This window comes from Nitrosopumilus maritimus SCM1, from assembly GCF_000018465.1.
GTDB classification, from domain to species: Archaea; Thermoproteota; Nitrososphaeria; order Nitrososphaerales; family Nitrosopumilaceae; genus Nitrosopumilus; species Nitrosopumilus maritimus.
The window spans coordinates 478115-503031 of the sequence record NC_010085.1 but is presented as its reverse complement, the minus strand read 5'-3'; the positions used below and the strand labels follow the sequence as shown (position 1 = coordinate 503031).

Annotated in this window: 27 protein-coding genes; 16 read left to right on the top strand and 11 right to left on the bottom strand. The window is 34.6% G+C overall.

Annotated features, from left to right (window positions below; all coding sequences use genetic code 11):
- Positions 1-32: 32 nt before the first annotated feature.
- Positions 33-746: an MIP/aquaporin family protein gene (locus tag NMAR_RS03005; RefSeq protein ID WP_012214944.1), complete on the bottom strand. Its 714-nt coding sequence runs from the start codon at positions 744-746 to the stop codon at positions 33-35.
- A gap of 100 nt (positions 747-846) precedes the next feature.
- On the opposite strand from NMAR_RS03005, the gene bcp reads away from it, so the two are divergent.
- Entirely contained in the window at positions 847-1311 is a 465-nt protein-coding gene (gene bcp / locus NMAR_RS03000) for a thioredoxin-dependent thiol peroxidase (RefSeq protein ID WP_012214943.1), read from the top strand.
- A gap of 22 nt (positions 1312-1333) precedes the next feature.
- Here the strand turns inward: bcp and NMAR_RS09930 are convergent, their stop codons facing one another.
- The 3 genes from NMAR_RS09930 to NMAR_RS09925 all read right to left on the bottom strand — a co-directional run bounded on the left by NMAR_RS09930 (position 1334) and on the right by NMAR_RS09925 (position 3397).
- Positions 1334-2329: a hypothetical protein gene (locus NMAR_RS09930; RefSeq protein ID WP_012214942.1), complete on the bottom strand. Its 996-nt coding sequence runs from the start codon at positions 2327-2329 to the stop codon at positions 1334-1336.
- A gap of 124 nt (positions 2330-2453) precedes the next feature.
- Entirely contained in the window at positions 2454-2645 is a 192-nt protein-coding gene (locus tag NMAR_RS02990; RefSeq protein ID WP_148680059.1) for a hypothetical protein, read from the bottom strand.
- A 68-nt stretch (positions 2646-2713) separates the two neighbouring features.
- Complete coding sequence (locus NMAR_RS09925; protein WP_238523194.1) at positions 2714-3397, bottom strand: trans-sialidase; 684 nt, start codon at positions 3395-3397, stop codon at positions 2714-2716.
- Positions 3398-3492: 95 nt separating this feature from the next.
- Here NMAR_RS09925 and NMAR_RS02980 point away from each other — a divergent pair, with 95 nt between their 5' ends.
- Complete coding sequence (locus tag NMAR_RS02980) at positions 3493-3867, top strand: hypothetical protein (protein ID WP_148680058.1); 375 nt, start codon at positions 3493-3495, stop codon at positions 3865-3867.
- A gap of 65 nt (positions 3868-3932) precedes the next feature.
- Here the strand turns inward: NMAR_RS02980 and NMAR_RS02975 are convergent, their stop codons facing one another.
- Positions 3933-6371, bottom strand: coding sequence for an ABC transporter substrate-binding protein (locus NMAR_RS02975; protein WP_187146556.1), 2439 nt, complete (start codon positions 6369-6371; stop codon positions 3933-3935).
- A 169-nt stretch (positions 6372-6540) separates the two neighbouring features.
- Here NMAR_RS02975 and NMAR_RS02970 point away from each other — a divergent pair, with 169 nt between their 5' ends.
- Complete coding sequence (locus NMAR_RS02970) at positions 6541-7983, top strand: menaquinone biosynthesis decarboxylase (RefSeq protein ID WP_012214938.1); 1443 nt, start codon at positions 6541-6543, stop codon at positions 7981-7983.
- Here NMAR_RS02970 and mqnC read toward each other — a convergent pair.
- Entirely contained in the window at positions 7978-9096 is a 1119-nt protein-coding gene (mqnC, locus tag NMAR_RS02965) for a cyclic dehypoxanthinyl futalosine synthase (RefSeq protein ID WP_012214937.1), read from the bottom strand. The genes NMAR_RS02970 and mqnC overlap by 6 nt on opposite strands.
- A gap of 134 nt (positions 9097-9230) precedes the next feature.
- Between mqnC and NMAR_RS02960 the strand changes: the two genes are divergently transcribed.
- The 10 genes from NMAR_RS02960 (at position 9231) to NMAR_RS02915 (ending at position 18779) form a co-directional block, all read left to right on the top strand.
- On the top strand, positions 9231-10013 hold the full coding sequence (locus tag NMAR_RS02960; RefSeq protein ID WP_012214936.1) for a 2-amino-3,7-dideoxy-D-threo-hept-6-ulosonate synthase: 783 nt from the start codon (positions 9231-9233) through the stop codon (positions 10011-10013).
- Positions 10006-11067, top strand: a complete 1062-nt coding sequence (locus tag NMAR_RS02955) for a 3-dehydroquinate synthase II domain-containing protein (RefSeq protein WP_012214935.1) — start codon at positions 10006-10008, stop codon at positions 11065-11067. Before NMAR_RS02960 ends, NMAR_RS02955 begins: the two co-directional genes overlap by 8 nt.
- 1 nt (position 11068) lies before the next feature.
- Positions 11069-11740 (top strand): type I 3-dehydroquinate dehydratase, encoded by a 672-nt coding sequence (aroD, locus tag NMAR_RS02950; protein WP_012214934.1) that lies wholly within the window; start codon positions 11069-11071, stop codon positions 11738-11740.
- Positions 11741-11788: 48 nt separating this feature from the next.
- The gene (aroE, locus tag NMAR_RS02945) at positions 11789-12610 is read left to right on the top strand and encodes a shikimate dehydrogenase (protein ID WP_012214933.1); all 822 of its coding nucleotides are present in this window, start codon (positions 11789-11791) and stop codon (positions 12608-12610) included.
- Entirely contained in the window at positions 12610-13464 is an 855-nt protein-coding gene (locus NMAR_RS02940) for a shikimate kinase (protein WP_012214932.1), read from the top strand. Before aroE ends, NMAR_RS02940 begins: the two co-directional genes overlap by 1 nt.
- Positions 13454-14722: a 3-phosphoshikimate 1-carboxyvinyltransferase gene (gene aroA, locus NMAR_RS02935; protein ID WP_012214931.1), complete on the top strand. Its 1269-nt coding sequence runs from the start codon at positions 13454-13456 to the stop codon at positions 14720-14722. The genes NMAR_RS02940 and aroA overlap by 11 nt, the downstream gene beginning before the upstream one ends.
- Before the next feature lie 326 nt (positions 14723-15048).
- A complete protein-coding gene (aroC, locus tag NMAR_RS02930; RefSeq protein WP_012214930.1) occupies positions 15049-16146 on the top strand; it encodes a chorismate synthase in 1098 nt (365 codons plus the stop codon).
- A 4-nt stretch (positions 16147-16150) separates the two neighbouring features.
- Entirely contained in the window at positions 16151-17521 is a 1371-nt protein-coding gene (locus NMAR_RS02925; RefSeq protein ID WP_012214929.1) for an aminotransferase class I/II-fold pyridoxal phosphate-dependent enzyme, read from the top strand.
- On the top strand, positions 17518-18369 hold the full coding sequence (locus NMAR_RS02920) for a prephenate dehydrogenase/arogenate dehydrogenase family protein (protein ID WP_012214928.1): 852 nt from the start codon (positions 17518-17520) through the stop codon (positions 18367-18369). The genes NMAR_RS02925 and NMAR_RS02920 overlap by 4 nt, the downstream gene beginning before the upstream one ends.
- A 5-nt stretch (positions 18370-18374) precedes the next feature.
- A complete protein-coding gene (locus NMAR_RS02915; protein WP_012214927.1) occupies positions 18375-18779 on the top strand; it encodes an NUDIX domain-containing protein in 405 nt (134 codons plus the stop codon).
- On the opposite strand, the gene thiC is transcribed toward NMAR_RS02915, so the two are convergent.
- The 3 genes from thiC to NMAR_RS02900 form a co-directional block, all read right to left on the bottom strand.
- Positions 18762-20090 (bottom strand): phosphomethylpyrimidine synthase ThiC, encoded by a 1329-nt coding sequence (gene thiC / locus NMAR_RS02910; RefSeq protein WP_012214926.1) that lies wholly within the window; start codon positions 20088-20090, stop codon positions 18762-18764. The genes NMAR_RS02915 and thiC overlap by 18 nt on opposite strands.
- A 231-nt stretch (positions 20091-20321) precedes the next feature.
- Positions 20322-20540 carry a hypothetical protein gene (locus tag NMAR_RS02905; RefSeq protein ID WP_148680057.1) on the bottom strand — a complete coding sequence of 73 codons (219 nt, stop codon included), beginning with the start codon at positions 20538-20540 and terminating at the stop codon, positions 20322-20324.
- Complete coding sequence (locus NMAR_RS02900) at positions 20540-20731, bottom strand: hypothetical protein (RefSeq protein ID WP_148680056.1); 192 nt, start codon at positions 20729-20731, stop codon at positions 20540-20542. The genes NMAR_RS02905 and NMAR_RS02900 overlap by 1 nt, the downstream gene beginning before the upstream one ends.
- Before the next feature lie 94 nt (positions 20732-20825).
- Here NMAR_RS02900 and thiD point away from each other — a divergent pair, with 94 nt between their 5' ends.
- Genes thiD through NMAR_RS02885 form a run of 3 tightly spaced genes read left to right on the top strand, consistent with a single transcriptional unit; the run spans position 20826 to position 23321 of the window.
- Entirely contained in the window at positions 20826-22124 is a 1299-nt protein-coding gene (thiD, locus tag NMAR_RS02895; RefSeq protein ID WP_012214925.1) for a bifunctional hydroxymethylpyrimidine kinase/phosphomethylpyrimidine kinase, read from the top strand.
- Positions 22125-22179: 55 nt separating this feature from the next.
- On the top strand, positions 22180-22887 hold the full coding sequence (locus NMAR_RS02890) for a nucleotidyltransferase family protein (RefSeq protein WP_148680055.1): 708 nt from the start codon (positions 22180-22182) through the stop codon (positions 22885-22887).
- Positions 22884-23321: a GNAT family N-acetyltransferase gene (locus NMAR_RS02885; protein WP_012214923.1), complete on the top strand. Its 438-nt coding sequence runs from the start codon at positions 22884-22886 to the stop codon at positions 23319-23321. The genes NMAR_RS02890 and NMAR_RS02885 overlap by 4 nt, the downstream gene beginning before the upstream one ends.
- Here the strand turns inward: NMAR_RS02885 and NMAR_RS02880 are convergent.
- A complete protein-coding gene (locus NMAR_RS02880) occupies positions 23318-23764 on the bottom strand; it encodes a hypothetical protein (RefSeq protein WP_012214922.1) in 447 nt (148 codons plus the stop codon). The genes NMAR_RS02885 and NMAR_RS02880 overlap by 4 nt on opposite strands.
- A gap of 42 nt (positions 23765-23806) precedes the next feature.
- Positions 23807-24823, bottom strand: coding sequence for a galactose-1-phosphate uridylyltransferase (locus NMAR_RS02875; protein WP_012214921.1), 1017 nt, complete (start codon positions 24821-24823; stop codon positions 23807-23809).
- Between the last annotated feature and the right edge of the window lie 94 nt (positions 24824-24917).

Sequence of the window (24917 nt, the reverse complement as noted above, 5' to 3'; positions counted from 1 at the left end):
AAAAATATTTCAAATTTTTAAAAATGTTAGGATTATGCTTCTTTTTCGGCTTTATTGACATAGATGTAGTTCATTATCAAACCAGCAATGATACCACCGACGATTGGTCCTACCCAATAGAGCCATTGTACTTCCCATAATCCGGCATCGCCAGAAAGTAATGTTGGAGACAAAGATCTTGCTGGGTTCATGGATGCACCAGTTAATGGGACACCTACTAAGTGAAGTAAGAACACCATGCCACCAATTACAGCGCCATAAACACTCTTTGGAGCTTTCTTGTGAACGGCAGTCATAAAGATTACAACAACTAAGAAGAAGGTCATAATCATTTCAAGTACTAATCCAGACATCAAGCTGCCACCAAGTAATTCACTTGGTCCGCCATGTGCACCCCAGAAAACAGGTTTTCCAATCTCAGGGAACAAAGCAATTAGAGTACCAGTTGCAATGATTGCACCAATTATTTGAAATACAATGTATCCAATTCCGTCTGCAATTCCAATCTTTTTTGTTATCATCATTGGAATAGTCACTGCAGGATTAATGTGAGCACCAGAAACATGTCCAAATGCATATACCATAAATGCAATTGCAGCACCGTGGCCCAAAGATATCATAATAATTCCTTCAATAGTTAATCCATCACCGAAGACCGCTGCTGCAAGAATCACAGATAAAGGACCAAAGAAGACCAATGCAAATGTGGCAATTGCTTCTGCAAGCCAATTTCTAGGACTAACCATATGCAAAAGCCCCGTCAATTTCCATATAAAAGATTCGGACTAGATTAATGATCAAATGAGGTCAAAAAGTAATTAATTACAGAAAATTAGATCATAGAACATGATTGAAGAAGGAGAAAAGGTTCCAAAATTCGAAGTCAGTGATTCCAATGGAAATAAAGTAAAATCATCAGATTTTAAAGGTAAAAAGCATGTCATCTATTTTTATCCAAAAGATTTCACTCCAGGATGTACAACTGAGGCAGATGAATTTGCAAAAGACTACAAAAAATTTCAAAAGGAAGGAATTGAAATTGTGGGAGTCAGTCCTGACGATGTGGATTCACACAAAAAATTCTGTGACAAAATGGGAATCAAATTTCCACTATTAGCAGATGTGGATAAAGAGATTTCAAAATCATTTGGGGTTTGGGGTTTAAAGAAATTCATGGGTAGAGAGTACATGGGAGTTATGAGAAGCACTTTTCTTGTAGATGAAAAAGGAAAAATTTTCAAAATATATCCCAAAGTAAAACCGGCAGGACATTCCAAACAAGTGTTTGAAGATTTTAAAAATTTAGAATAAAATAAAGTAAAAAGGTGAAAGGTCAGAAACCTTTTGGAAGTGTACCTTTTGGTTTTGCAGGTTCTGGTTCTGGTTCCGGTGCGGGTTCAAAACCTTTTGGCAAGCTACCTCGTGTTTGTTTAGCTCTTGCTTCAACTTCAGCTTCAAGTGCTTCTTGGTAAGCTTGTTCACGTTCTGCTTTTTCTTGTTCAATTCTTTGCAAGTAATCTTTTTCGTACTCTTCTAGTTGTTCTTGTCTTGATTTTCCATCTCCACTACTTGCAGTAGTTTGAGGTTGAGGTGCATCACCCATTCCTTTTGGAAGTGTACCTTTTGGTTTTGCAGGTTCTGGAGGTGGTGGAGGTGCTTGTTGTGTTTGTTCTTTAATTTGAACACCATCAAAACTCATGTTAACTCCACTAAAAGTTCCAAATCTTTTGTCAGCAGGATGATATGCCAATCTTGCTCTTGTTGCATAGTATTGGTTTGAACATGCTGTGTAACCAGTGACTGATGCTTTTTGTTGATTCCAATCAGATGTTGGAACTTTACCAACAGGAGCAGTCATTCTAACAAAGTATCTGTTAGGAGCTGGAGAATAACCTGTTACTTTTGCTCTATACTGATGGAAGTCAGTCATTGGAGCATCATAGTATGCAGATTCTAGAGCTTCATTAGGAGTTGCTGGAGGTTGTGCTGTTGTCTCAGCTGGTTTTGGAGATTCCTCTGGTTTAGGAGCTTCTGCTGGTTTTTCACCCATACCTTTTGGCAAGGTTGGTTTTGGTTTTGCAGTTTCAGCTGGTTTTGTCTCAGCTGGTTTAGTTTCTGCAGGTTTTGTCTCAGCAGGTTTCACTTCAGCTGGTTTTGTCTCAGCAGGTTTCACTTCAGCTGGTTTTGTCTCAGCAGGTTTCACTTCAGCTGGTTTTGTCTCAGCAGGTTTGGCATCAATTTCTGATGATAGTTTAGATAGTTTTGCTTCGAGTTCGGCGATCTTTGCTTCAAGATCTTTTTTTGTACTTGCTTTTCGCTTTGCTGCCATTTCTTACAATAGAGAATACATTGTTTATTTACATTTTGTTCGTGAGAGAACCTTTGATGAAAAAAATTCGTAAAATCAATTGATAATATGTAAAAATTATAATTTCAAATAAAATGATTTTTGCCTAATCTGGTTCCCAAAATTGCATTACATACATGCAATTGTTACATCTCCATATTCGCACATGAGTTCCATTTTCAGTATCAGCAGCATATTGTCCATTATCCAATTTAATCACTCTTGGAAGATAACCTAGTTCTCGATTTTCAAGCCATTCGTTTTGTTTACAATTAGGACAGATAGTTTTTGGAGGCATGTAGAGTATAGAATATGATCAAAGAAAAATATTATTATTAAAAATAGAAAATAAAAGATGTTTTTGAATTAGAAACCTTTTGGAAGTGTACCTTTTGGTTTTGGTGGTTCTGGTGTTGGTGCTTGTTGTGCTTGTGCAGCAACGCCTTCAACAGTCATGTTAACTCCACTAAAAGTTCCAAATCTTTTGTCAGCAGGATGATATGCCAATCTTGCTCTTGTTGCATAGTATTGGTTTGAACATGCTGTGTAACCAGTGACTGATGCTTTTTGTTGATTCCAATCAGATGTTGGAACTTTACCAACAGGAGCAGTCATTCTAACAAAGTATCTGTTAGGAGCTGGAGAATAACCTGTTACTTTTGCTCTATACTGATGGAAGTCAGTCATTGGAGCATCATAGTATGCGGCCTCTAAAGCATCTTGTACTGTTGCTGGAGGTTGTGCGGTTGTCTCAGCTGGTTTTGGAGCTTCCTCGGGTTTAGGAGCTTCTGCTGGTTTTTCACCCATACCTTTTGGCAAGGTTGGTTTTGGTTTTGCAGTTTCAGCTGGTTTTGTCTCAGCTGGTTTAGTTTCTGCAGGTTTTGTCTCAGCAGGTTTTGTCTCAGCAGGTTTCACTTCAGCTGGTTTTGTCTCAGCAGGTTTCACTTCAGCTGGTTTTGAAAGCTGAGATGAAAGTGAGTTTAGCTTTGCTTCTAATTCGGCAATCTTGTCTTCAAGATCTTTTTTAGTTTGCTTTTTAGCAGCTGCCATGAACTGGATGGATAATCTGGGGTTTATGAGCATTTGGGTTATTACCATAGACAAGTTTGATCAAGTTTTATAAGCACAAATTGCTAATGGATCACATGGACGACTTTGAGAAAGAGTTTCCAGATTTTGACTGGAAGAACACACCTGCATACAAACACCCAGGTGGAAAAGACTGTCCATGCCCAAAACACGAATACATACGAGAGCAGATCAACTTTACAAAACAAGTAAACGAGAAGGGTAAAGAACCTGCCAAAGTCACGCTCAAATTTTGTCCCGATCATTACAGAGTATACATGGATGAGGTAATTCCAGCAATGCCATTAAAGTACAAAATTCTCACAAAAATCGCACTGAAACTTGGCGCCATTCAAGTTGAGCAACTAAAGTACATGGAGTCAGAATTATGCTTTTACTGTAAATTCGGCTCTGGAGGACATGACAAAAAGACAGAATTGCCTCCAATGTAATTGAGGTTTTACGTAAACATTCTATCAATTTAGATCTAAAGGGATGTCATCATTTGAAAGTGATTTTAAGAGTTAGGATGTACTGGGATTGAAAAATAAAAAGTAGTTCCTAGGAAAGAAACACTTTCAATCCAAATTTTACCACCCATATCTTGAACTAGTTCTTTGGTTCCCATCAATCCTAAAGGACCATCATTTTGCTCAAAAACTTTCTCTTGTTCTTCTTTTGAAATTCCATTTCCGTTATCTTTAACAAAAAATGTAATGTCCTCATCATCATTTACACCAATCTCAATTTGACCATAAGAGCCAACCAAATGATGAGAAGCACGAATTAAATTTGAAAAAATTTCTAAAATTGGTTTTTCATTAGATACAAACTTCACATTTTTGATTGATGAATCTGAAAAATCAATTTCTTTATCAGTCATAAGTGATGAATGTGTTTGAATACATTTTTGGAGAATTTCCTTAGAAGACAGTAGTCTAACAGAGTCTTTGGGTTCAACTGGTTCAGGTTCTGGTGTTGGTTCAGGTTCTGGTGTTGGTTCAGGTTCTGGTGTTGGTTCAGGTTCTGGTGTTGGTTCAGGTTCTGGTGTTGGTTCAGGTTCTGGTGTTGGTTCAGGTTCTGGTGTTGGTTCAGGTTCTGGTGTTGGTTCAGGTTCTGGTGTTGGTTCAGGTTCTGGTGTTGGTTCAGGTTCTGGTGTTGGTTCAGGTTCTGGTGTTGGTTCAGGTTCTGGTGTTGGTTCAGGTTCTGGTGTTGGTTCAGGTTCTGGTGTTGGTTCAGGTTCTGGTGTTGGTTCAGGTTCTGGTGTTGGTTCAGGTTCTGGTGTTGGTTCAGGTTCTGGTGTTGGTTCAGGTTCTGGTGTTGGTTCAGGTTCTGGTGTTGGTTCAGGTTCTGGTGTTGGTTCGGGTTCTGGTGTTGGTTCAATTTTTTGCGTATGAATAAAGTTCTTCAACTTTATTGATAGAGTTCGAAGTTTCCAAATGGCAAATCCCGCAATTGCAGATACCACAATAATCAATGCAATTAACAAGTTTACAAGAATAGATTGTTCGTCATATGCAGTAGATGGTTGTGTTATAGGAATCTCATCATCTATAGTAGAAGGTTGTGCTATAGGAATCTCATCATCTGCAGGAGGGGCGGATTTTTCCAAAATAGTTTCGTCAGTAGCCAATTCTTCTAAATCAGTTTCAACAAGTTCTATTATCCCAGATTCCATATTTTTTGCATAATTGCCTTTGTACCAAGCACCATCCACAATAGACCAAACAGCATAATTATCAGAGACTAAATCACCAGCGTCGTTTAATTCCAAATTTCCCAGAGCGCCATTGTAAGAAGTGATAGTAGATGGAATTTCTAATGCTAAATCATTTGGATTAGTGCTTGCTGCATCTAACATACTCAAGCCCAATATCCATACAGCATCATATGCAGTAAATGCATAAATGTCTGGTAAGTATCCTAATTTTCCAAAAAGTTTTGTTTCAATTTCTTGATAAGCAGTACTTTCAATATCAGCTGAAAACTGAAGCGCTTTAAATGAAACATTTTGTGCAAATTCAACGGCTTTTTCATTTTCAGTTATTTTTTTCTCATTTGCAGTAAAATCAGTTCCAAACCATATCACATCATCAAGTATATCAAATTGAGTTGCGCGAGATAAAAATTCAGCAGATTCACCAAAGCCAATCATACCAACTCTAAAATCGGAGGTAGTTATTTCTGAGGCAGTTATCTCTGCGGTAATTGATTCAGATAATTGTTGTAAAGTTTGTTCATAGAGAGGAGACACAGGATCATAATGTATTATAGAAACATTTCCTGAATAATATTCTTCAATTGCACTTGCAAAATCATTACCCCATGTATCATCACGAACTAAAAGAAACACAGTAGGACTGCCGGCAGATTCTGCAAGAAGGGCAAGTAATCGAGTCTGATGTGTGTCATCAGGAACAAGTCGGAAAATATTATCTTCGATTGCCAAAGATGGTGCAGTTGAAGATGTGCTAATAACCAATAATCCCTCAGAATCAACATAAGATTTCATAAATTCAAGTTCTGCACTTGTGTCAGGTCCAATGAAAACATCTACTCCATCAAGATGCATTCTTTTTACTTGTTCCAGAGTATGTTCAGGATCAATTTTGAGAGAAACTATCTCAGGAACTAAGATTATTTGCTCATTTTCAATGTATTTCAAATATTCATTGAAATCATCAATAGCAATTAGTGCAGCATGTTGACTTTCAAGTCCATATGTTGAGGCATCACCAGAGGTTGAAAATAACAATCCAACACGTAGATTCTCTTGTGTTGAAGTAGCAAGTGTGTATCCTCTATCAAGAAAATTCTCAAGACTTGAGGATTTCACACATATCGAAGAATCACCAGAAGGTTTGGAAACTAGTTCATAACCTTCAGTACAGCTAACTATTTCAGAAGATTGTTCATTATCAGATTGCCCATATACATCAACAAGAGTAAAAGACATTACAAAAAATATCAAAAAACTCAGAAAGACAATATTTTTCATGTAATTTCTAAGATATAGAATCTATTATGTACTTTGAGAGAATTATTTAATAAAAAAATAAAAACAATTCAAGAATTTATTCATGGAATCCAGTTAAGCTTATACTTGAACTGGATTCAGAATTAATGTGCCAATAGAAGACATTCAAGAGTTTATCTCAGAACTTGAAAAAAATGGAGAATTAAAGAGAGTCAAGACACAAGTGGACTCTAATTTAGAAATTGCAGAAATCATGAGAAGAGAGATGTATTCAAACGGACCTGCAATTCTTTTTGAAGATGTAAAAGATTACGATATGCCAGTTTTAGGAAATGCGTTTGGTTCTATGAAAAGATTAGAGATAGGACTTGAAATGACAGACTTTACTGAAATCGGACAACGCATTGCAGATATGACAAAGATGGATGTGCCATCAGGTTTGTTAAACAAAATAAAAAAACTTCCAGAACTCTCAAAGATGACTGCATCGTTTCCTAAATCAGAAGTTAGTGGACCAGTAACTGAAACTACATCTACTGATGCATCATTTGATGATTTGCCAATTTTGAAATCTTGGCCAAATGATGCAGGACGATTCATCACATTAGGACTGGTTGCAACAAAGCATCCAGAAACAGGAGTTAGGAATCTTGGAGTATATAGAATGCAGATTGTAGACAAGACACATGCATTAATGCATTGGCAAAAACACAAGAGAGGAGCTCATCACGGAGATATTTCAAAAGACAAGGGAGAGAAAATTCCAACTGCAATAATTATTGGTGGAGAACCTGCAACAGTATTTTCATCAATTGCTCCAGTGCCAGAAGGACTAGACAAATACTTGTTTGCAGGAATTACACGAAAAGAAGGTATCAAAACTGTAAAATGCAAAACAATTGATTTGGATGTTCCAGCAAATGCAGAAATTGTTTTGGAAGGATACGTAGATCCAGCAGACATCAGAGATGAAGGACCATTTGGAGATCATACAGGATACTATACACCAGTTGAACCATATCCAACTTTCACACTAACAGGAATTATGAGAAGAAAGAATCCAATCTATGTTACAACAGTAGTTGGAAAACCAATTCTAGAGGATGCATATATTGGAAAAGTAATCGAACGCTCATTCTTACCACTAATTCAGATGTTCCATCCAGAAGTAGTTGATTTCAGTATGCCAGCTGCTGGTTGGTTCCAAGGATTTGCAATAATTTCAATCAAAAAGAGATACCCAGGTCAAGCAAAAAAAGTGATGATGGGATTATGGGGAATGGGGCAGTTATCACTAACAAAGATGTTTGTAGTAGTTGATGAAGACATCAATGTTCATGACATCAATGATGTGATTTGGGCAATTACAACAAGAGCAGATGCAGCAAGAGACACTACAATAATCAATAATGCTCCAACAGATACACTGGATCCAGCATCACCACTTGTCAATCTAGGTTCTAAGATGGGAATTGATGCAACACAGAAAACAAAAGAAGAAGGATATGAAAGAGAGATTCAACAACAAGTAAAAGTTGATGAAGAAACAAAAAATCTAGTTGATTCTAAATGGTCTGATTATGGACTATGATACAGAAATAGGATTATAGAAATTATCTCTCTCTTCAACTGAATAACCAATTTGATGAATTGCATCCATGATTATTTTATCAGTAAGTTCAGTTGAGCGTGCGCCAGTACATGAAACTACTTCTTCTCCAATTAGAGTACCACCAAAGTCATCAGCGCCATACTGTAAAGCTAGTTGTGCCATACCGATACCATTTGTCAGCCATGAGGATTGTATGTGAGGTATAAGTCCATCAAAGATTAATCTAGAGATTGCAATCATTTTCAAGAGTTGAATTCCACCAGTACCATATTCAACTAATCCCTCTTCATGCATCAAAGTATTGTTTGGCTCAAAGTTCCAAGGGATAAATGCCATGAATCCTTTGGTTTTTTCTTGTAATTTTACAAGTTTGAAAAAGTGTTCAACAATGTCATTTTTGTTTTCCACATGTCCGTACATCATTGTTGCAGAAGATGGAATTCCAAGTGAATGAGCTTCATTCATGATTCTAATCCAAGCATCACTAGAGATTTTCTTTGGACTAATGATTTCTTTAACAGAGTCAGTCAAGATTTCAGCTCCTGCACCAGGCATTGATTGTAAACCTGCGTCTTTGAGTCGTGATAAAATTTCTTTTGTTGAGGATTTTTCAACTCTTGCAATCATGTCAATTTCTGATGTTGACAATCCATGTACACCAACTTTAGGGAATTTCTCCCTAATCATTCTAAATGCATCTTCATAGTATTCAATTTTCAGATTTGGGTTATGACCACCTTGAATCAAGACCTGTCGGATCTTAAACATGTCCCATGCGGTTTTTACACGTGATTCAATTTGTTCCAAAGTTAAAGTGTAAGAATCATCAGCACCAGGTGATCTGTAAAATGCACAAAACTTACAGTCAGTAATACAGACATTGGTGTAATTCAAAATAATATTATTGACAAAAGATGCTTTCTTTCCAAATTGCTTTCTTGTCAAATGGCCAGATACAAGTCCCATTAGATGAACATCATCAGACTCCAACAATCTCATACAGTCTTCAGGACCAGGTCTTTTTCCATTAAGAGAATTTTCTAAAATATCTTTAATGTCACTTTTTTCTAATTGTTCTGTTGTCTGACTCAATTGCCTTTCATCCTTTAGAAATTCTATTTAATCCTTGATAGAAAAAACTTTGAGGTTTTGTGCTCAAATTTCAATGAATTTGAGATTAATGGTTCACGTTATTTTTAAGTAGGGCACAAAAAGCAGATCCACTCATGGTATCAGGTAACCAAATTAGACTTAATCGAATTCTTAGAAAAGGAAAGATGTTATGTATTCCAATGGACCATGGAATTTCAAATGGTCCTATTGAGGGTCTTGAAGACCCAGCATCAACAATTTACAAATGTGAAGGTCACGGCCTTACAAGTGTAATAATTAACAAAGGAATTATCAAATCATTACCAAAACCACCCAAAGTCGGAGTTTTAGTTCATTTTTCAAGTAGCACTGCATTATCATTATCACCAAATCGAAAAATGCTCACAGGTACTGTAAAAGAAGCAGTTGCATTAGGAGCAGACGGTGTTTCATTACACATCAACATTGGAGGAAAAGAAGAACCTGAAATGTTAGAACAATTAGGATTAACAGCAGATCAATGTCACAGATGGGGAATGCCACTCTTAGCAATGATGTATCCAAGAGGAGAAAACATCAAAGACCCACATGATCCTGAAGTTGTTGCACATGTTGCAAGAATTGGAGCAGAATGTGGAGCAGATATTGTTAAGACATTGTACACAGGAGACATTGATTCATTTTCAAAAGTTGTAAAGAGTACACCAGTTCCAATTGTAATTGCAGGCGGACCAAAAGCAAAAACAGATTTAGATATTCTTCAAATGACTGAAGATGCCATAGCAGCAGGAGCAAAAGGTGTCACATATGGAAGAAACATCTTTGCACATAAAGCACCTGAAAAAATGGTAGAAGCACTAGCCGAAATAATTTTCAGAAAAGGTACAGCAAAGGAAGCAATGAAGAAAATTGAGTAAGAGTAGAGAATTAATTATTGCCCCAAAAGGTTCTCAGGCACAATTATCCAAACTTTTGCCACAATTAGAAGATGAAGGAATCAAAATGATATATCTTGATCCAAAAAAATTAGGAAAGAAAAAAACAAAATTACAAACAGTTTATCCTTCAAACAATGCCAACTATGTGGTTCTTGAAAAAGAAAATGCAACAAAACCAAAGGGCAAAAAAGTTGGAAGAAAGTTTGAAGTGTTATCAAATACAGATATTGAAAATATCTTAACTATTGCAAAAAAAGGTCTAGATTTTGTAGTTGTAGAAGTTAAAGACTGGAAAATAATTCCATTAGAGAACATTATTGCAAAGCTTCACAAGATACATACCAAAATTTTTGCAGTAGCAAGAACACCTGAAGAGGTCAGAAAGATGTTTTCAATTCTAGAAGTAGGAGTAGATGGGGTAATTTTCAACACATCATCAATTAACGAAGTAAGAGAAGCCATGGTTTACTTGGGAACCAGAAGTTTCGATATGAAACCTGCAAAAATTATTGACATTAAAGAAGTAGGAGATGGTGAAAGAGTTTGCGTAGATACTGCATCAATGCTTCACAAAGGAGAAGGAATGTTAATTGGAAGTAGATCAAACTTTTTGTTTTTAGTCCATAATGAATCAGTTGGATCATCATTTACATCACCAAGACCATTTAGAGTCAATGCAGGTGCAGTACACTGCTACACGCTATCTCCAGATGGAACAACCAACTATTTGTCAGAGGTAGAAACAGGCTCAGAAGTATTAATTCTAAATTCTAAAGGAAAGGCAAGGAGAGCAACCGTAGGAAGATCAAAGATTGAGAGAAGACCAATGCTAATGATCAAAGCAAAGGCCGGAGGAGAGATAGGTGGAATAATTGCACAAGATGCAGAGACAATTCGTTTTGTAAAACCAAATGGACAACTAGTATCAGTTACACATCTTAAGAAAGGAGACACAGTAATGGTCCACTCAAAACCTGCAACAGGCAGACATTTTGGTATGGAAGTTTCAGATGAATATATTTTAGAAAAATAAGATGAAGTACAAAACTTGTGTATCAATTGCAGAAAAAACACCTAACAAAGTCAAACAAACATTAAAGATTGCTTTAAAAAAATCAGATTTTGTTGAGATAAGATTTGATTTTCTAAAAATTGAACAAATTCCACAAACATTAGAACTAATCAAAAAAGATTTGAAAAAATCAGTATGTACCTTAAGACCAAAAACTGAAGGAGGTCAATTTCCAGGAAATGAAAAAGAAAGAATTGCAATAATAAAACTGATTGCAGAGTATAATCCGTATTTACTTGATGTAGAGTTTAACACTCTGAAACGAAATTCATCACTAGTAAAATATCTAAAATCAACAAAAACAAAACTACTTGTTTCATGGCATGACTTTAAGAAAACTCCAAGTTCTGCAGAGTTAAAAAAGAAAATGAATCAGATGAGTAAATTCTCAAATTTTGTAAAAATTGTCAGCACAGCAAAATCAACTGATGATTCAACAAGAATGCTTGAGTTATACAGCAAGAAAGGAAAAAACAACCTAATCTCATTTGCAATGGGCGATTTTGGCAGAATTTCAAGGATTTTGTGCCTGTATTTGGGCAGTCCATACACGTATGTCTCTCTAGGAAAGCCAGTTGCACCAGGTCAGTTCAGTGTTGACGAAGTAAATAAAATCACTAACTTGAAAAAATAATCATCATAACAATTAGAGTTTAAATCAATCATATTACGCGATGATATTATGGGAAAGACATTTGCAGTTATTGGAGATCCAATTGATCATTCTTTATCACCAAACATCCACAGTGCAGCATTTAGAGAATTAAATCTAGATTGCTCATACATTGCATATAGAATTCCAAAAGATGAGTTAGGTGAAGGAATTGAAGGTTTGAAAAAAATCCAAATTGCAGGATTCAATGTAACTATTCCTCACAAAATTGAAATGATGAAATATTTGGATAAAATTGACGAGTCTTGTAGTTTGATTGGTGCAGTAAATACTGTTGTAAGCAATGACGGAGTGCTAAAAGGATACAATACAGATATGGATGGTTTTCTAGAGCCATTAAAGAAACGAAATATAGAGATTGAAAACTCCAATGTACTTTTGTTAGGTGCAGGAGGTGCTGCAAGAGCAATTGTAGCTGGGTTTGCAAAAGAAAAAGCAAAAAGCATTACAATTGCAAATAGAACAATAGAAAAAGCAAATAATCTAGTAGAATTTGCAAAAAAAATCAGTCTTGATGCAAATGCCATAACTATAGACCAAGTTGGAGAATCTGCAAAAGATTACAACATTATTGTAAATGCAACATCAATAGGATTGCAAAATGAATCTAGCCCAATATCATTTGAAGGAGTTAATGAAAAAACAGTGGTGTATGATATTGTGTATTTGCCAATGAATACAGATTTTCTAAAAAAAGCAAAAGAAAAAAACGCCACTATAATTTTTGGATATGAGATGCTATTAGGTCAGGCAGTCAGAGCGTTTGAGATTTGGCACGGCATGGAAGCACCTTATAATGCCATGAAAAAAGCATTGTTAGGAGGATTCTGATGGCAAAAGCAAAAGCAACGGTTCATGGTGCAGTTTCAATAGTAAATGCAATCGCAAATCAAAAAGGGGCAACTCTAGGAATAGACCTAAAGGTTGAAGCCATAGTAGAGACAACTCCGGGAAAAGGCATAGTAATTCAATCAGAAAACAAAACACTCAGTTCTAGATTAATCAACAAAACAGTTGAAAAAATTGTTTCAAAAAAAGACCTTGAGAAAAACAAAATAACCATCACATTAGATTCAGAAATTCCTACAGGATATGGATTGAAGAGTTCTAGTGCAATATCTTCTGCAGTCGCATTGGGATGTGCAAAAATTTTCAAATCTAAATTCACTGATCAACAAATTCTACTTGCAGGAGTTGATGCATCAATAGAATCCAAAGTAAGTATTACTGGAGCATATGATGATGCATGCTCATGCTATTATGGTGGATTTAATGTGACAGATAATGCAAAAAAGAAAAGAATGAGTTTTGAAAAAGGCCCTTCAAATTTGATTGCAGTGATATTTATTCCAAAAAATAGAAAACGCGGAAATCTAAAAAAACTCAAAGTGTTATCATCAGTTTTTGATCATGCTTGGGATTTAGCAAAGAAAGCAAACTATTGGGAAGCAATGATAATTAACGGATTGGCTACAGCATCAATTCTTAGCTCAAATCCAGATGTGATAACAGGATTAATTGAACGAGGAGCTTTAGGAGCATCGGTTTCAGGAAACGGTCCAGCAATTGCAGCAATTACAAAGAAAGAAAATGAATCCAATATCAAAAAAGCATTTTCGTCATTAGAAGGAAAAATTATAGTTGCAAAAGTCAGTAACAAAAAGGCTGAAGTACATGAAGTGTAAAGTAGAAAAATCAAAAATTTCAGGACAAATTGTTTGTCCTTCAAACAAGAGCTATACTCATAGAGCAATATTTCTTGCATCACTTGCAGGAAATGGCAGCAAGGTGGAAAATGTACTATTATCAGCAGACACCATGGCAACAGTTGAAGCATGTAAAAAATTTGGAGCATCCATTGAGATTGAAAATTCATCAATAATTGTAAAAAATCCCATAAAATTTGACAAAATCGTGCCTGAAATCAATACTGAAAATTCAGGAACCACAATAAGAATAGCCTCAGGAATCGCTAGTTTGTTTTCAGAAGAGATTACGTTAACAGGGGATGAGAGTCTTCAAAAAAGACCCATGCAGCCTCTCTTAGACGCACTATCAAGTATTGGAGCACAATGCCAATCAACTGATGGAAAACCACCAATCAAAATTACAGGAAAGATTTCAGGTGGAGATGTTACAATTCCAGGAAACTTTTCTAGTCAATTCATTTCTGCATTATTAATCAGTGCGCCATTGACTGAAAAGGGAATCAATCTTTCAATTAAAGATAATCTAGTATCAAAACCATATCTTGATGCCACCATTGCAACTATGAGAAAGTTTGGAGTAAGCGTACAAACATTAATTCCATATAAAAGATACAACATTTCACCTCAAGTTTACAATGCGGCAACATTTACAGTTCCAATTGATTTTTCTAGTCTTGCATTATTGTTATCAGCAGCAGTACTTAATGGAGATGAAACTGTAATCAAAGGAAATATTGGAAATTTACCACAAGGGGATGAAGTCTTTATTGACATACTAGAGCAATTAGGAGTAACTGTAAATATTGGAGAAGATGAAATTAAAATCAAATCTCCTGAAAAACTAAAAGGAGGAAGATTTGATTTGAGTAATTCTCCAGATCTTTTACCACCACTAACAATACTTGCATTAAATTCAGAAAATCCAATTGAGATTGTAAATGTAAAACATGCAAGACTAAAAGAGACAGACAGAATTGCAATAACATCAAGAGAGTTAGTTAAACTTGGAATTAAAGTTCAAGAAAATGAAGATGGTTTGATTTTAGAATCAACAGAGAATCTTACCGGTGCAGAATTAAATTCTGAAAATGACCACAGACTATTCATGGCGTTTTGTATTGCAGGAATGTATGTTGGAAATTGTGTTGTAACAGATCCTGAATCAGTCCAAGTTTCTTATCCAGATTTCGTCGAAGAGATGAATAGGATTGGAGCAAGAATTCAACCAGAATAATTTTTCAAAAAAATCAACTAAAGGGGGTAAAAGGCGCGACCTTGTATAGGGTGAAAAGCATTCTCCACACCCTCAACGCTTTTGCGTAGATAACATGTCTTTTTCGCAAGGCCGCGCAAATTATGCAGTAAAATTTGCACGTTTTTCCATATATTCTATATGTTATTATTATATTTAAGAATATATTGAAAATATTTCATGAAATATCCCATATTTTGTAAATCTCAAATATGTATAAGATTATTCTAAAAAATTATCAAAGACTAGTCTCAAAATTTATCAAAATTCAGAATGAGGAATTATAAGCATCATTTAGCTTTGATAGTATGTTGTCAGGAAGTTCTATTGGTCAGCGCCTTGTGTTGACAAGTTTTGGAGAGAGTCATGGAAAATCTATTGGGGCAGTTTTAGACGGATGTCCTGCAGGATTAGAGATTGATGAAAAAGATATTCAAAAAATGTTAGACCAAAGAAAACCAGGTCAAAATCTAATTTCAACACAAAGAAAAGAAGGAGACGTTGTAGAGATTATCTCAGGAGTGTTTAGAGGACATACAACCGGAGCTCCAATAACAATGGTAATTTGGAATAGTGATCAAAAATCAAAAGATTATGAAAATTTGAAAACAAAACTCAGACCAGGACATTCAGACTATCCTGCTATGATGAAATATAATCAATATAATGACCACCGAGGAGGAGGACGATTTTCAGGAAGATTAACTGCTACACATGTAATGGGCGGTGCGATTGCACGTAAACTTCTCAAAGTTACATTAGGTATTGAAACAAATTCTTACACATCTCAAATTGGAAAAATAAAGATGGAAAGACAATTCAATGAAAAAATGATAAGTTCAATTTACAAAAACGAAGTAAGGTGTCCTGAAACAAAAACTGCAAAAATGATGAGAGCAAGTATTTTGGATGCAAGAAAAAAAGGAGATTCATTAGGAGGAATCATTGAATCAATTACAACAAATGTACCAGTTGGTTTAGGAGAACCAATTTTTAGTTCACTAGAATCAGATTTGAGTAAAGCAATGTTTTCTATTCCATCAGTAAAAGGAGTAGAGTTTGGTTCAGGATTCAAAGGTTCAGAGATGTACGGTTCAGAAAATAATGATTTGTACACCATAAAAAGAGGAAAAATTGTTACAAAGACAAACAATTCAGGCGGAATATTAGGTGGAATCTCAAATGGCATGCCCATTACCATGAGAGTAGCATTCAAGCCCGCATCATCAATTTCACAAAAACAAAGTACTGTTGACATCAAGACCAAAAAAGAAACCACACTTCAAGTGAAAGGAAGACACGATCCATGTGTCGTTCCAAGAGCACCACCAGTAGTTGATTCTCTTGTAGCACTAACAATTGCAGATCATGCACTAATTTCGGGTCAAATCAAGCCTGTTTTGTAAGAAAATGTCAGATATCAACGACTTACGAAATAAGATGGACGAAGTTACACTTCAAATGATAAAGCTGCTCAAAGATAGAACAGACATTGCAAAACAGATTGGAGAAGTAAAGAAAAACATTGGTAAAGGAGTAACTGATGAATCACGTGAAGATAATCTTAGAGAAAAGGTGATTTCACTAGGTCAAGAGATTGGATTAGATGAAAAAATTGCTACAAAGTTTTTGAATTTTCTATTAAATGAATCAATCAAAGTTCAATCATCAAATAAACAGACTCATCTTTCAATATTTCTTAAAGCTAAAGAATTGGAGCAACAAGGAAAAAATATTATCCATATGGAAGTAGGGGAGCCTGACTTTTTACCACCAACAATTGTAAAAGATGCATTAGAGGAAGTGTATGATAAAGGATTTCTAAAATACGGTCAAGCAAAAGGAATGCCAATTTTTAGAGAAGCATTAGCAAAACATGTAAATAAAAAATTCAATGCAAATGTATCTCAAGAAAATATCATAGTTAGTCCAGGTGCCAGATTCTCAATCTTTACAGCAATCACTACACTCCTAAATCCAGGTGATGAAATAGTCGTAATTGAGCCTGCATGGCCAGCCTACAAAGATTGTGCGTTAAATTCAGGAATCAAAGTTAGAACAATAAACACATCTTTTGAAAATAAGTGGGAACCTTCTATAGAACAAATTCAAAATACAATTAACTCAAATACAAAAATGATTGTTCTGAATTATCCAAACAATCCAACAGGAAAAATTCTTCCAGAAAAATTACAAGATCAGATTATTGAAATTGCAAAAAAGAACAACCTCTATGTATTAAGTGACGAGATTTATTCAGAATATGTAAAATCAAGTTGGAAGAGTATCTTGAGTTACAATTATGAAAAAAGTATTGTAACACAATCATTTTCAAAGTCACATGCAATGACAGGATTTAGAATAGGATATGCAATTGCAGATGCAAATGTTATTGAAAAGATGTCAAAATTAGAAGCATTGTGTCTGACAAATGTATCAGAACCAATACAATACATTGCCATGAAGGCATTAGAAGCAGATACATCCAACAATAATAAAACAGTCCAAAGCAGACTGGATGTATTGATTCAAAAAGCAAATGAAATGAATTTAGATATTATAGTTCCAGATGGCGCAATGTACATCTTTGCTAGAGTCAATAAAGAAGGATTTGACGGAGTTCAGTTTGCAAATAACATATTGGAAAGAGGTTTGGCAGTGGCTCCAGGAGAAGGATTTGGAGATTATAAAAATTTCATCAGAATTTCTGCATGCCAAGACGAGAAGACACTAATTGAAGGAATGAATATACTAAAGGAGATTATGAGTGAAGATCAATGAAAAAAGTCACAGTTATTGGTGCAGGAGGGCAAATGGGACAATGGTTTGCCAAATATTTTGCAGATAAAGGATTCGAAGTAACAGGTTTTGATTCAGAAAATAAAATTCCAGGCAAAGGAATCATACAAGCAGAGTCTCTAGTAGGTGCAATTCTCAAAGCAGATTATGTTGTATTATGTACACCTACAAGAAGAACACCAGAGATTATCAGACTAATTGCAAAAGAAATGAAACGAGGTACATATCTCATAGAAATTTCATCTGAAAAATCCAAAGTTGTTTCAGCACTATCAAAAATGCCTGCAAAAATCAATCCAATATGCATACATCCAATGTTTGGACCAGGTGTAAAAACAATCAAAGGTCAAAACATAATTTCAGTTCCAATCAAAGATGCAAAAAAAGAATTGACGGTAACAAAATCACTATTTGAAGGAGCAAACTTTGTTACTATTGATGCAGTAGAGCACGACAAAAAGATTGCAGTTATTTTAGGATTAACTCATTTAATGAATTTAGTTTTTGCAAACATTGTTTCAAAAGACGAAAAAATGTTGCTTACAGAAAAAATGTCAGGTACAACTTTCAGAGTTCAAAAAACATTAGCAGAAAGTATTATGACAGAATCCCCAGAATTAATTGAAACAATCATTGCAAATCCAGAAATTCGTAGAGTAGCAGAAGAGCTTTGGAAAGATATTGGAAGATTACTAACTGATGTTCAAGAATCTAAAACAGAAGAAGTAGTAAATTACATCAAAGACTGTCAAGAGAGATTAGCCAAACACACAGACATCAATGAATCTTACAAGAAATTAACAAAGATGGTCAAAGCCGTTGAAAAATAACGGATATGCGCTCAACAAAGATAGTTACTTCTTTTATCAAAGATAATGAAAAATTATTAATTCTAAAACGAAGTGCTGACGTCAAAACCATGAAAGGTTTGTGGGCAGGCATAAGCGGAATTATAGAAAAAAATGAAGAGCCACTCAAAAGAGCAAAAATCGAGATATTTGAAGAGGTTGGAATTACAGAAGATGAAATAACTTTACTAAAATCAGCTGAAGAGATGAGAGTTAATTCACCACAATATCAAAATCATGAATGGAAGATTTTTCCATTTTTATTTGAAGCAAAAAACCCAACCATCAAACTCAATTGGGAAAATTCTGATTTTAAATGGATTAATGTTGAGGAATTAAAAAATTATGAAACAGTTCCTAGTCTTGACAAAGTATTATTCAATTTGTTGTAGGTTTTCGTTTTCTTTCTCGTATTTTTTTTGTTGAGGCAACATCATGTAAACACATGCACCTCCGCACATAGTACAAGGAACATTATTGCCAGGGTGTTGGCCTGTTCTACTGTGAATTTTAGCAGCTTCTTCAGGATCAATAGACAATGCAAGTTGTTTTTCCCAATCTAGTGTACGTCGAGCTTCAGTCATCTCCATATCCCATTTGATCGCTTTATCACGAATTTTTACAAGATCACCTGCATGTGCTGCAATTCGATATGCAATTAATCCAGCCTTTACTTCTTCAGCGTTTGGTAATGCAAGATGTTCTGAAGGAGTAAGATAACACAAAAGATCAACACCTTCACTTGCAGATACAGCGGCACCAATTGCACTTGCAATATGATCATGTCCAGATGCAACATCTGTTACTAAAGGTCCTAGAACATAATATGGAACATCTCCAATCAAAGACTTTGCCAGTCTAACATTTGCTGCAACTTCGTTTAATGGTACATGGCCTGGACCTTCAACCATCACTTGAACATCTTGTTCATGTGCACGTTTTGTTAGCTGAGAGATGTTAATCATTTCTTGAACTTGTAATTCATCATGAGAGTCCAAAATTGAGCCTGGCCTAAGAGCATCTCCAAGGCTAAAAGTCACATCATATTTTTTTGCCATCTCCACAAGATAATCATAATGAGTCAAGTAGGGATTTTCTTTGTCATGTTTTAACATCCATGCGGCAGTTATGGTGCCTCCTTTACTGACAACACCACCATATCTCTGAACCTTTAGAATTCTTTTTGCAATGTCTTTTGTAATTCCACAGTGAATTGTAGTATAATCAACGCCATCTTTAGCATTGTTTTCAAATGCGTTTAGATAATCATCTTCAGTTAAATTCAATGGGTTTTTGTGTACTTCAACACCATAGTTGTATGCTTCATAAATTGGAACAGTGCCAAAAGTAATTGGAGCAGTTTCTAACAGAGTTTTTCTTATGTGTTTTACATCACCGCCATCACTAAGATCCATCATAGTATCTGCATGATATTTTACAGCAACTTTTGCTTTTTCAATCTCTTCTTCTAGATTTACGTTTAATGTAGAAGTTCCAATGTTTACGTTTACTTTGGTTTTCAAACCCTTACCAATTCCAACATTATGAATTTTTTGAGGTCTACAGTTATTACTTGGAATAATTATAGAGCCCTTTGCAATTTTTGGGATTAACCAATCAAGAGTAACATCCTCATCTTTTGCAACTTGTTTCATCTCATCAGTTGCAACACCGCGTCTTGCTGCAGTCATTTGAGTTGCCATAAAATATTCTAGGCGTTTGCCTGATTTAAACAATCATAACGTTACAGAATTTTATTGATCGCATGAAATTTTTTGCCACTATATTAAGAAAATAGATCGCCTTTAAATGGAATTATGTGGTACAGTATCGTATGAGAACCATTAGAGAATGCAGACATTGTGGAAAAGAGTTCTACAGTATGAAAGATGAATTCTGCTCTTTTAATTGTGTAACTCAATCATCAGAATAAACTAATTTAGATTCAATTCATTTTCAAGAGGTGTCTTTTCGGATTGAATTTTTGAAATTCTATCCAAAATAGGCTGAATTATACGCTCAGAGTCAGGAGAGTTTGCAAAGTTTTGCCTTATCTCAAAAACTCTCTGAGACAATTCAAGTTCTGCATTAATTAGTGAAATGTATTGACGGAGTTTTTGATTTTCGGATTTTGTATAATCTAGTTCAGTCATTATCTTGGAGGACTCCAACTCTCTTCTACAGAATCATCAACATTATCAGATACAAGGTATTGTTTTCCACACTTGAAACATTGCCACAAAAACTTTCCATCTTTTTTTGTTTGGTATTGCATAGGTAGTAAACATACAGTACAGCGTAATTCTTCAGGAGTGGAATCATCAATTATCGGAATTTCAGTCATAGTGTGAAATAAACTTCAAACTATAAAACAAATATCATAATGTTGAATCAAACTAAAAAGAAAAATAGATTAGTGTTCAAAATGTGAAAATGATATGAACATTCTTTCTATTGGCGGTTCTGATCCGTCATCAGGAGCAGGAATTCAAAGCGACATCAGAGTGTTTTCAGCATTAGGAGTACATACATTAACTGTAATAACAGCAATTACAAGTCAGAATACTTCAAAATTTGGAATGGTTGAGCCAGTTTCATCTAAAATATTACAAAAACAATTAGAATCAGTATTTTCAGATTTCAAAATTAATGGAGTTAAAATTGGAATGGTATACAATTCAAAAATTATCAAAATAATACACCAACAATTAAAAAAATTAAAAATTCCAATTGTAGTTGATCCAGTAATAAGATCAACCACCGGAGGAAGTTTAATAGAAAATAATGCAAGGAAAGATTTTCAAAAATACATCGTTCCACTTGCAACAATAATTACACCAAACAAAAAAGAAGCAGAGTTACTTACAAAAATGAAAATTTCAACAAAAAACACGCCTGAAAAAGTGGCAAAAGAGATTCAAAATATGGGAGCAAAAAATGTCACAATTACAGGAATTGAAGAAAAAAAGAAAGTGTCAGATTTTGTTCTAGAAAAAAATTCAAAATATATCATTTCAGGTGAAAAAATCCCAAAAATTAATCACGGCAGTGGATGCATCCACTCAGCTGCAGTAGTGTATTCACTTGCAAAAAAGAAAAGTATCAAAGAATCACTATATTTTGCAAAGAAATTCACATACAAGTCAATAAAAAATGCAAAAAAAATTGGAAAGGGTATTGCCATTACTGATATACAAAGTAAAAATAAGATTGAAGATGAATTATCATCAGCAATAACCAAATTTATAAAATTAAAAGGAATTTACAAAAATATTCCAGAGTGCCAAACAAATTTTGTATTCTCAAAACAAAGACCAAAATCTACAAAAGATGTTTTGGGGATTTCAGGAAGAATTGTAAAAGCTGGAACAAACGTTCTTGTTGCAGGGGATTTAAAGTATGGAGGTTCAAAACATGTGGCAACTGCATTGTTATCAATGAATAAAAAATATCCAGGAATTTGTTCTGCAATTAATTTAAAATATCAAAGTACAACATTATCAAAAATTAAAAAATCAAAGTTAGAAGTTAGCAGTTATGATCGTAGTAAAGAACCAAAACATGTTAAAATTAAAGGTTCTACGATTAGATGGGGAATAAATTCTGCAATAAAAAATTCGAAAAAAATCCCGGATGTGATTTTTCATAAAGGGGATTTTGGAAAAGAGCCAATGATTATTGTTTTTGGTAAAACTCCAGAAAATGTTTTAGAAAAAATATTAAAAATTAAAGGTTAAGATTTTGATATAAAATCAGCCTCGAACATAAATACTCACATACAAAATGATACTTGTGAAAGCAGTAATTTTAGCAGGGGGTTTAGGCACAAGATTGCGTCCGTTAACGCTAAAAACTCCAAAACCCATGCTGCCATTAGGTAAAAAGCCAATTCTAGAACATCTAATTGATTGGAATAAGAGAAATGGTGTAAAGTCAATAGTTTTGTGTGTAAGTTATCGTAAAGAAAAAATTCAAGATTATTTTAAAGATGGAAAAAAATTTGGGGTGAATATAGAATACGCAGTTTCAAAAAAACCACTAGCTACTGCAGGTCAACTCAAAACTGCAGAAGATTTTATCAACGATACTTTTGTTTGTGTGTATGGGGATTCAATTTTTGATTTTAGTCTCAAAAACATGATAAAACAACACAAATCAAAGAAAGCATTTACAACCATGAGTTTGTATGAATACAAAACAAATTTGCAATATGGGGTTATTAATACCACAAAAACAGGCAAAGTAACTAATTGGGAAGAAAAACCAGAGATTAAAGCAAATATCAATATGGGATGTTATGTTATGGAGCCAAATGTTTTGAAATACATTCCAAAAAACAAACCATATGGAATGGATGATGTAATCAAAAAAGCAATGAAAAATAAAAAAATGATTTCAGGTTTTATTACAAAAAAAGGATTCATGGATATTGGAAACAAGGAATCATACAAGCAAGCAAATGAAGAATTTGCAAAAAAATCTAAAAAGAGGAAAAAATGAGCGAGTCTACCATAAGAAAATTAAGAATTGAAGACTTGGATAACGGTTTTCTTACTTCACTTGATTCATTAAGAAAAGCAAGTGATATTGATAAAAATAAAGCAAAAGAAATTTTCAAAAAAATTGATTCAAACCCAGACTACACCATAGCAGTAGCAGAGATAGAGGGAAAGATAGTAGGTTCTACTACTCTTTTAATTGAACAAAAATTCATTCATCAAGGTGGTCTAGTAGGACATATTGAAGATGTAGTGGTGGATAAAAATTTTCAAGGGCAAAAAATTGGTGAAAAAATTATGAAGTATCTTCTGGAAATTGCCAAAAATCAAGGCTGTTACAAGACAATTTTAGATTGTACTGATGATGTAAAGCCATTTTATGAGAAATTAGGATTCAAACAAGTGGCCAATGAACTAAGGTTTGATCACATTTAGAAATATTCTTTTTTTGGACGAGGTTTTCTGACTTTCATCAAACGAATTCCAAAGAAGAATATAGGAATTGACAATCCCATAAACAAGGGCGGTAAAATTAAGACAGTATCTGTAATGTATGGTTCAGCAATATCATCAATCAGAGTCTGACAAAATGCCATTCCACCAAGTAAGACAAGTCCATCTATGATGAGTAACGCACCAATTTTTTTGGAGCCATAATACTTTGACAATATGAACGCAACAGCAGCTAAAATTCCTCCAGGGGCAATAGTAATTGAAATGAATTGGAGGAGTTTTGGATTTGCAAAGTTATCAGGATCTATTGGAAGATCAGAAGTATTTGGATCATCAAACATGAAAATGTAAAGTGAACTTACTACAAGAACAAATAATACAAAAAATGCAATACTTCCAAGACCTAACCAATACTCAAGTTGCATAATTTATCAAAGATGTTAGTTGAATAATAAACTATTCAAAAATCACACAATTCCAACTAGATTAGCCAGTTCCTTTCTGCAAGCAGCACCTAGTTTTTCTGCAGCCTCTTCAGGAGAGATATCATTTAAGAAAATTCCATAACCACGTTCCAAACCAGACCAAGATTTTGTGATTGGGTAAATTTCAATATGCCAATGAATTTGTCTACTATTCTTTTTCTCAGGAGAAAGGTGGAATACTAGATTGTAGGACACATTTTTGATAGTTTGAGACAAACCACCAAGAGTAGCTCTAAGTATCAAGGACAAATCGTTAATTTCTTTTTGAGTAATCTTTGAGAAGCTAGTAGTGTGTTTCTTGGGTGCAATCCAAAACTCATATGGATAGGATGGAGACCAAGGGCAAAATGCAATAAAACCTTCAGTTTGAAGAACTTGCCTAGGACCACCAATTTCCTCATTTACAGTCTGACACATTGGGCATACACCCTTTTCATTTAGAATTTTGTGAGATGCCTCTGCCTCTTCTTCAATAATAGGAGGGATTGTTGAAAAGGTAAGAATATTGAGATGAGGGTGAGAATTTGCACTGCCAGAAAGTTCTCCTTGATCAGCGTAAATTGAAACATATGTTACACCTTTTTGAGTGTAAAGCCATCTCAATCTATCTTGAACTACTACTAAGATGTTTGACCATTGTTCAGTGTCAATGGTTGCAAAAGTATCCTTTGGATTTGGAGATGCAACAACAACGTAATGATATCCATATGCAGGTTCGCTGTAAAATGGTCTATCACTGTAAGAGTTTTCAGTATCAACTGAGACGATTGGATTTTTACTTTCAAAAACTCTGATTGACCATCCTTCAACAAATTCATCATCACTGTCTTGTAGTCTTTGTAGCATTCCATCTTTTGCAACAAGAGACAATACAGAAGGATTTGTCATAGATTCATTTCCAGGAGCAAAAGGAGATTTTTTTGGATCTTTTACTTTGTCTTCTTTTTTTGAGACAATCATGAAACGCTCAGAAACATAGTCTTTGCGCATATCTCCCATAATTGTAATTTGCAGTAAATGTCTGTTAAAACGTTTACTAAGATCTAACTATATCGCAATTTGAAAAATATTTTTGTAAAGATTTTGTAAAAAT

Coding starts and splice junctions, on each gene's coding strand:
- NMAR_RS03005 (WP_012214944.1), bottom strand. CDS start 746: ATGGTTAGTCCTAGAAATTGGCTTGCAGAAGCAATTGCCACATTTGCA.
- bcp (WP_012214943.1), top strand. CDS start 847: ATGATTGAAGAAGGAGAAAAGGTTCCAAAATTCGAAGTCAGTGATTCC.
- NMAR_RS09930 (WP_012214942.1), bottom strand. CDS start 2,329: ATGGCAGCAAAGCGAAAAGCAAGTACAAAAAAAGATCTTGAAGCAAAG.
- NMAR_RS02990 (WP_148680059.1), bottom strand. CDS start 2,645: ATGCCTCCAAAAACTATCTGTCCTAATTGTAAACAAAACGAATGGCTT.
- NMAR_RS09925 (WP_238523194.1), bottom strand. CDS start 3,397: ATGGCAGCTGCTAAAAAGCAAACTAAAAAAGATCTTGAAGACAAGATT.
- NMAR_RS02980 (WP_148680058.1), top strand. CDS start 3,493: ATGGACGACTTTGAGAAAGAGTTTCCAGATTTTGACTGGAAGAACACA.
- NMAR_RS02975 (WP_187146556.1), bottom strand. CDS start 6,371: ATGTCTTTTACTCTTGTTGATGTATATGGGCAATCTGATAATGAACAA.
- NMAR_RS02960 (WP_012214936.1), top strand. CDS start 9,231: ATGGTATCAGGTAACCAAATTAGACTTAATCGAATTCTTAGAAAAGGA.
- aroD (WP_012214934.1), top strand. CDS start 11,069: ATGAAGTACAAAACTTGTGTATCAATTGCAGAAAAAACACCTAACAAA.
- aroE (WP_012214933.1), top strand. CDS start 11,789: ATGGGAAAGACATTTGCAGTTATTGGAGATCCAATTGATCATTCTTTA.
- NMAR_RS02940 (WP_012214932.1), top strand. CDS start 12,610: ATGGCAAAAGCAAAAGCAACGGTTCATGGTGCAGTTTCAATAGTAAAT.
- aroA (WP_012214931.1), top strand. CDS start 13,454: ATGAAGTGTAAAGTAGAAAAATCAAAAATTTCAGGACAAATTGTTTGT.
- aroC (WP_012214930.1), top strand. CDS start 15,049: ATGTTGTCAGGAAGTTCTATTGGTCAGCGCCTTGTGTTGACAAGTTTT.
- NMAR_RS02925 (WP_012214929.1), top strand. CDS start 16,151: ATGTCAGATATCAACGACTTACGAAATAAGATGGACGAAGTTACACTT.
- NMAR_RS02920 (WP_012214928.1), top strand. CDS start 17,518: ATGAAAAAAGTCACAGTTATTGGTGCAGGAGGGCAAATGGGACAATGG.
- NMAR_RS02915 (WP_012214927.1), top strand. CDS start 18,375: ATGCGCTCAACAAAGATAGTTACTTCTTTTATCAAAGATAATGAAAAA.
- thiC (WP_012214926.1), bottom strand. CDS start 20,090: ATGGCAACTCAAATGACTGCAGCAAGACGCGGTGTTGCAACTGATGAG.
- NMAR_RS02905 (WP_148680057.1), bottom strand. CDS start 20,540: ATGACTGAACTAGATTATACAAAATCCGAAAATCAAAAACTCCGTCAA.
- NMAR_RS02900 (WP_148680056.1), bottom strand. CDS start 20,731: ATGACTGAAATTCCGATAATTGATGATTCCACTCCTGAAGAATTACGC.
- thiD (WP_012214925.1), top strand. CDS start 20,826: ATGAACATTCTTTCTATTGGCGGTTCTGATCCGTCATCAGGAGCAGGA.
- NMAR_RS02885 (WP_012214923.1), top strand. CDS start 22,884: ATGAGCGAGTCTACCATAAGAAAATTAAGAATTGAAGACTTGGATAAC.
- NMAR_RS02880 (WP_012214922.1), bottom strand. CDS start 23,764: ATGCAACTTGAGTATTGGTTAGGTCTTGGAAGTATTGCATTTTTTGTA.
- NMAR_RS02875 (WP_012214921.1), bottom strand. CDS start 24,823: ATGGGAGATATGCGCAAAGACTATGTTTCTGAGCGTTTCATGATTGTC.